Source organism: Protofrankia sp. Cr1, assembly GCF_963555865.1.
GTDB lineage: Bacteria > Actinomycetota > Actinomycetes > Frankiales > Frankiaceae > Protofrankia.
This window is the reverse complement of the sequence record NZ_CAUVXO010000148.1, coordinates 1,191-7,140: the sequence shown is the minus strand read 5'-3', so window position 1 is coordinate 7,140 and position 5,950 is coordinate 1,191. Positions and strand designations below refer to the sequence as shown.

Annotated in this window: 3 protein-coding genes and 1 pseudogene; 3 read left to right on the top strand and 1 reads right to left on the bottom strand. The window is 68.6% G+C overall.

Going from position 1 to position 5,950, the window contains the following annotated elements; translation table 11 throughout:
* Positions 1-140: 140 nt before the first annotated feature.
* Together U9980_RS13590 and U9980_RS13585 are read left to right on the top strand one after the other, a co-directional pair.
* Positions 141-1,424 carry an L-2-hydroxyglutarate oxidase gene (locus tag U9980_RS13590; protein WP_322750015.1) on the top strand — a complete coding sequence of 428 codons (1,284 nt, stop codon included), beginning with the start codon at positions 141-143 and terminating at the stop codon, positions 1,422-1,424.
* A 159-nt stretch (positions 1,425-1,583) separates the two neighbouring features.
* Positions 1,584-4,148, top strand: a complete 2,565-nt coding sequence (locus U9980_RS13585; protein WP_322768240.1) for a G8 domain-containing protein — start codon at positions 1,584-1,586, stop codon at positions 4,146-4,148.
* Positions 4,149-4,178: 30 nt separating this feature from the next.
* Here U9980_RS13585 and U9980_RS13580 read toward each other — a convergent pair whose 3' ends face one another.
* Complete coding sequence (locus U9980_RS13580) at positions 4,179-5,087, bottom strand: 2-dehydropantoate 2-reductase (RefSeq protein WP_322755498.1); 909 nt, start codon at positions 5,085-5,087, stop codon at positions 4,179-4,181.
* A gap of 134 nt (positions 5,088-5,221) precedes the next feature.
* Here U9980_RS13580 and U9980_RS13575 point away from each other — a divergent pair.
* Positions 5,222-5,950: pseudogene (locus tag U9980_RS13575) on the top strand (hypothetical protein); the annotation flags it as partial.

The window sequence follows — 5,950 nt, the reverse complement described above, 5'->3', positions numbered from 1 at the left end:
AGAGGGCGTCGGGTAGGAGGCCGCTACCCAACGGCGTTCGAGGGGATCCACGCAGGGACGGGACCGACCCCCGCCCACGTCCCCCGATACTGGGGGCAGGCCACACCAATGGTGGCAAACAACCAGAGGGGGCAGGACACGTGGCGGGTCGGGTCGCGGTCATCGGCGGTGGGATCGTGGGCTTGGCGGTGGCCCGACGGATCGGACAGATCGATCCGGGCGCCACCGTCACGGTCTTCGAGAAGGAACACGACGTCGCCCGGCATCAGACCGGGCACAACAGCGGGGTGGTCCACGCCGGGCTCTACTACCAGCCCGGCTCGCTGAAGGCGACACTGTGCCGACGCGGTGTCGCGCTGCTCAAGGAGTACTGCGCCGCCCACCGCATCCGCTACGACGAGTGCGGGAAGATCGTCGTAGCGGTTGACACCAGCGAGCTGGGCAGGCTCGCCGACATCGCCGACCGCGCCCACGCCAACGGCGTCCCGGACACGACCATGCTGGACCCGGCCGGCCTGCGCCGCTACGAACCGCATGCCCGTGGGGTGGCCGCGCTGTACTCCCCCACGACCGCGATCGTGGACTACCCGGCCGTGGCCCGGGCGCTGCGGGACGACATCCTGGACGCGGGCGGGTCGGTCCGTACAGGTGCCGAGGTTGTGTCAGTCGAGGAACGCGGCGACGGCGTTCGGCTGGGTCTGCGGATCCGGGGAACGGCCCGGGTGACCCCCAACGGCAGCCGCGCGACCACGTTGAAGGCCGGTGGCACGGTCACGGAGGTGACCGAGACGGCTGGGCCGTTCGACCTTCTCATCGCCTGCGCGGGGCTGCAGTCCGACCAGGTCGCGGCGTTCACCGGGGAAGATCCCTCACCGCAGATCATCCCATTTCGTGGCGACTACTGGCTGCTACGGCCGGAGCGTCGGGGGCTGGTGCGAGGACTGATCTATCCGGTACCGGACCCGCGGTACCCGTTTCTCGGCATCCATCTGACCAAACGGGTGGACGGCGAGATCCTGGTCGGCCCGAACGCGGTTCTGGCGACTGCCAGGGAAGGATACACGGCCCTGACCGTCGCGGGATCGGACCTGCGCGCGACGCTTGCCTGGCCTGGCTTCCACAAGATGGCCCGCACGCACTGGAAGACCGGAGCACGTGAGATCCTGCGGACGGCCAGCCGGCGCGCGTTCGTCGCGCAGGCCCGCCGGTACGTCCCGCAGCTACAGGCCGCTGACGTCGTGCGGGGGCCGGCCGGCGTACGCGCGCAGGCGGTCGCCCGGGACGGCAGCCTGGTGGACGACTTCGTGTTGTCGATCCGTGGACGGATTGTGCACGTCCGCAACGCGCCATCACCGGGCGCAACCGCGTCTTTGGCCATCGCCGAGCACATCGTCAGTAAGGTCGTCGCGGAACCGGCCGCGTGAACGCGGAGCCACGCAGGCGTGACGCCGCAACCACGACCTGACCCTAAAACGGCGCCTATGAGCCATTGGTCTATCATGACATTCCTGGTCACGTTACGTGATCAGGGGGGCAGTCAGGACGTCGACCGGTTACCGAATGTAAAGTGGTGATGGAGCCAGATGTTCCCTGTTCGTGGCAGACGCCGACGACTGCACCGGCGCCGAACGACGATGGCGGCCGGCATCGCCGTCGTCGGCCTATTGTCCACGCTCGCGGCGTGTCAGGACCCGACGACCCCGACAACCCCGACCGGCAGCCGCAGCCCGGAGGCCACCGGCGCGCCCGCGACACCGGCCCCGGGCGTCCCGACAACGCCCGTGCCGCCGGCTCAACCCGGGGTCACCGCGCCCGACTTCGCCACGTTCGCGAAGTGGAGCAATCCCGCGACGTGGGGCGGCAAGGTCCCCGCCGCGGGTGACGTCGTCACCGTCGCGGCCGGCAAACAGATACTCGTCGATGTCGACCTGCCCAAGCTGGGGGGCTTGGTGGTCAACGGCGACCTCGCGTTCGCGGACCGGCCGACGACCCTGCGCACGGCCTACGTCATGGTGCACGGACGGTTCTGGATGGGTAGCGAGAAGGCCCCGCTCACCAGCGCCATCAGGCTCATCCTCGACGGCCGCTCGACCGACAACACCATGGGTATGGGCGCGAACGTCCTGGGCTCGATGGGTGGCCGTATCGAGATCCACGGTCGGGATTCCGGGCGCACCTGGACAAAGCTGTCCCAGACGGCCAACGCCGGCGCCACGACCCTCGCGCTCATCGACCCCGTGTCGTGGCGTGCCGGTGATCTCATCGTCGTCGCATCCTCCGACCTCGACGTGAACCACAAGGAACGCGTCACGGTTTCCGGGGTTTCAGCGGACGGCAGGACGGTCACGATCAGCAAGCCGCTGATCCACAAGCACGCGTCGATCGTCACCACGCAGACCTCCGGCGGGCAGACCCGCTCGGTCGAGGAGCGGGCCGAAGTCGGCCTGCTGTCGCACAACATCGTGATCACCGGCCCCGATGACGCGGCGACGACGAAGTTCGGCGGCCACGTCATGATCATGTCCGGTGGCGCGCTGCGCATGTCGAACACCGAACTCATCCACATGGGTCAGCTCGGGGTGCTGGCCCGCTACCCGATCCACTGGCACTGGGCCGGCGACCAGAGCGCGTCGCTGGTGGACAGCATCAGCATCATCGACAGCTTCAACCGCATGGTCACCATCCACCGGACCAACAACGTGCACGTCAACGGGGTGGTGGCCGACGAGACCTACGGTGCCGGTTTCTTCCTCGAAGACCGCGTCGAGGAGGGCAACGTCCTCAGCAACAACCTGGTGATGGGCGTCCGGCAGGTCCCGGCGGGTAGCAAACCGCTACGCGCGTCCGACCAGATCCCGTCGGAATTCTGGATCACCGATCCGAACAACACGCTGAGCGGCAACTCCGCCGCCGGTGGTGACGGCGTGGGCATCTGGTACGACTTCGACATGAACGCGGTCGACGCCGGAAACGCCAGCGACGACGCGATCCACGACGCGGTCGACAAGCCGTTCGGTCTCAATCAGAACAGCACCGCCCACTCACACACCATCCACCCCTCCGATTTCCCGGCGGAGGGCGTGCCAGGTTCGGGAATCAGCGTGGAAGCCTACAACGGCGACTATGCCAAGCGTGGCACAATGATCAATCCGAACGTGTGGAAAAACGAGGGCTTCGGTCTGTGGATCGACGGCGCGCTCACGACCAACAATCCCACCGCCGCGAACAACAGCATTGCCCTCAACTGCCAGGACACCGCCGTCAACAACGGTCTGCTCATCGGCAACAACACCGCCAACAGCGGCAGTGAAACCGGGCACATCCAGGCGCTGATCCGCTTCTACCACGGCCAGTGCGACACGAACGGAACATGGCTCGCCAACTTCAAGCAGGGCGCCGGATCGGATCCCGGGCTTGCGGCCATCAGCGACATCGGCGCAAGCACGTGGGACGCCACCAACCGGGTGAAGAGCCTGAAGTTCTTCGGTGACGGCTACCGCACCCTGTTCGCCAGCAACAGCCCGTACTTCGAAGCCGCGGAGGCCGGTCACGCACACTGGTTCGCCGACCTCGACGGCTCGGTCAAGGGTGACGGCGTGCCGGCAATCATCGACAACAACTCCGCTCTGCTGCGGGCGCCGACAGACAAGACCATCTACAGCCGGGTCGGTCTGGACTACTTCCAGGGCGCGGACTTCGGTACCTGGAGCCCGCTCAACCGCGGCTTCATGCGCCTGCGCTTCGGCCTGGTCGAAGATCACTGGACGTGGAAGCGCGCCGACGGCGTCACCGCCTACAGCGGCACCGTCGGGGTGGTCGAAGGCCAGCGATACCAGCTGGCTCCTCCGTCCGGCGGAGCGCTCAGCTCGCTCGACTTCGACATCCACGGCACCGATCCCGGCTTTGTCGACCTGGTCATCCCCTGGTCGGGCACGTCCGCGCCCAAGGCCAGCTTCAAGTTCTGGGGGCAGGACGTTGCGGTGAAGATGGCCTCGAGCGTCGCCGGCATCGGCCAGGACGGTCAGTACTTCGTCTCCGGTGGAAACCTCTATCTGCGTATCCAGGTCGGCGGGACGGGCGTGGCCTTCGGCAACGGCGGCGATCTGCGCAGTCTGGCCAACGCGGACCAGTACTGGACCATCGGGTAACTCCACGAGGCAGCCCGCCGGTCGCGCGCGTCATGAATCCGTGCGCGCGACCGGCAACGGCGACGGGGCGTCGCTGATCGCGGCCAGCAGGGGAAGAATGTGCGCACACACCGCGGTGGGGACACCGTGCTCGGCGCCGATCCGAACCACCGCGCCGATCAGGGCCTCATGTTCCAGGGGACGGCCCGCCAACCGGTCGTAGAGCATCGACGTACCCGACCCGGCGGGCTGATTGCGCAGCCGGTCGATGGTCACCTCCGCCAGGTCGGCGGGAACGGCCGCACCGTCGGCGTGGGCGACGGCGACCGCTTCGCGCATGATGCTCACCGCGAGCCGGCCCACATCCGCTCGACGCAACACCTCCAGGCGCCGGCCGGTCAGCGCGGTCAGCGAATTCGCCGCGGTGTTGGCGGTCAGTTTCGTCCAGGCTGTGACGGCGAAGTCGTCCACCGGTCGCAGCAGCCCGGCACCGGGCAGGACCTCGGCGAAACGGTCGGCGAGAGCACCCGCCGGAACGTGCAGGAATCCGTAATTGTGGTGTTCGACCACGCCGGGCGCGACCGGCTCGGCGTTGATGTAGACGACCGTGGGGAGCACCCGGTCCGCGGGGACCACCGCCGCGACCCGCTCGGCGTGGCGGACGCCGTTCTGGGCCACCACGACGATGGTGTCCGGACCGACCAGATGCCTCAACCACGCGAGCGCCGCCGCATTCTGATGAACCTTCGTCGCCAGCAGCACCCAGTCGACCGGGTCGGCCTGCTCGGGTCTGGTCCAGACTGGCAGTTCGGCGCGGAACACCCCGTCCGGGCCCCGGACCACCAGCTCGTCGAACCGTCGACGCGCGCAGAGCTGCACGTCGGCCCCTGCGACCGCCGCTCGGGCGGCGAAGAACCCGCCGACCGCACCCACGCCGACGACAGCCAGCCGTCCCGCCATCAGTGCAGTGTTGCAGCGCGCCCGAGCCCGACGCGAGCGAACCGGTTGGGCCGGTGGCGTCATACACCGACGTTTCCATCTGCTGAAATAGCAGGCGTTGTCGATGCACCTGACCGGCCGAGGACGGCGTGACCATGCCACCTGACGCACCGCCGCCTGATCGCAAGGGCTTCGCCGTTGCCTCACACGGCGTGGTCATGGCCCGTGCGGCCGTCCTGTTCCGTGTCCTGATCGGCGTGCTGAGCCTCGCGCAGGTCGCGATCTGGTGGTCGTGGACCTGGGCACACCCGTGGACGCTCGCCGGTCCGCTCGCGGCCGCCGGCTGGACTGTGATCGTCGCGGTCCTCCTCGCCCGCAACGGCCTCGACCCACGCATCAGCTCCCTTGAGCTCGCGTTCGCCGGACCGCTGGCCTGCTTCGGCGCGCTGCTGGTCCCACCCGCGACCGTCGGAGACGCCTCCAACTGGGTCTACGTCACCGTGGGCGGGGTCACCGTGACGGCGGCGTGGTGCCTGCCGGTGCGGGCCGCCGTGCCAGCCGTCGCGAGCGTCGCGGCAGCCTACTGGGCCGGTGCGGCCATGGTGGGGCCGTCGGGTCCGGCCCCCGGCGTGCCGGTGCGCTCCGTGGTGCTGCTCGCGGTCATCACGACAGTCTGGGCGCTTGCTGTGCGCACATGCCGCGCTCACGCAGCCGACGCCGACATCGACCTCGTCGCGGCGGTACGCCGGTTCCGGATCGCCACGATCACCCAATCCCGGACGCAGGACCGCCGGGAACAGGAACGCATCGTTCACGACACGCTCGTCAACACCCTCACCGGAATCGCGATGAACGGCGCGCAACCCCTTGATCCGGTCACGCCT

What these genes read in the sequence shown, in the direction of transcription:
- U9980_RS13585 (WP_322768240.1), top strand. Translation starts at nt 1,584, where the DNA reads ATGTTCCCTGTTCGTGGCAGACGCCGACGACTGCACCGGCGCCGAACG.
- U9980_RS13580 (WP_322755498.1), bottom strand. Translation starts at nt 5,087, where the DNA reads ATGGCGGGACGGCTGGCTGTCGTCGGCGTGGGTGCGGTCGGCGGGTTC.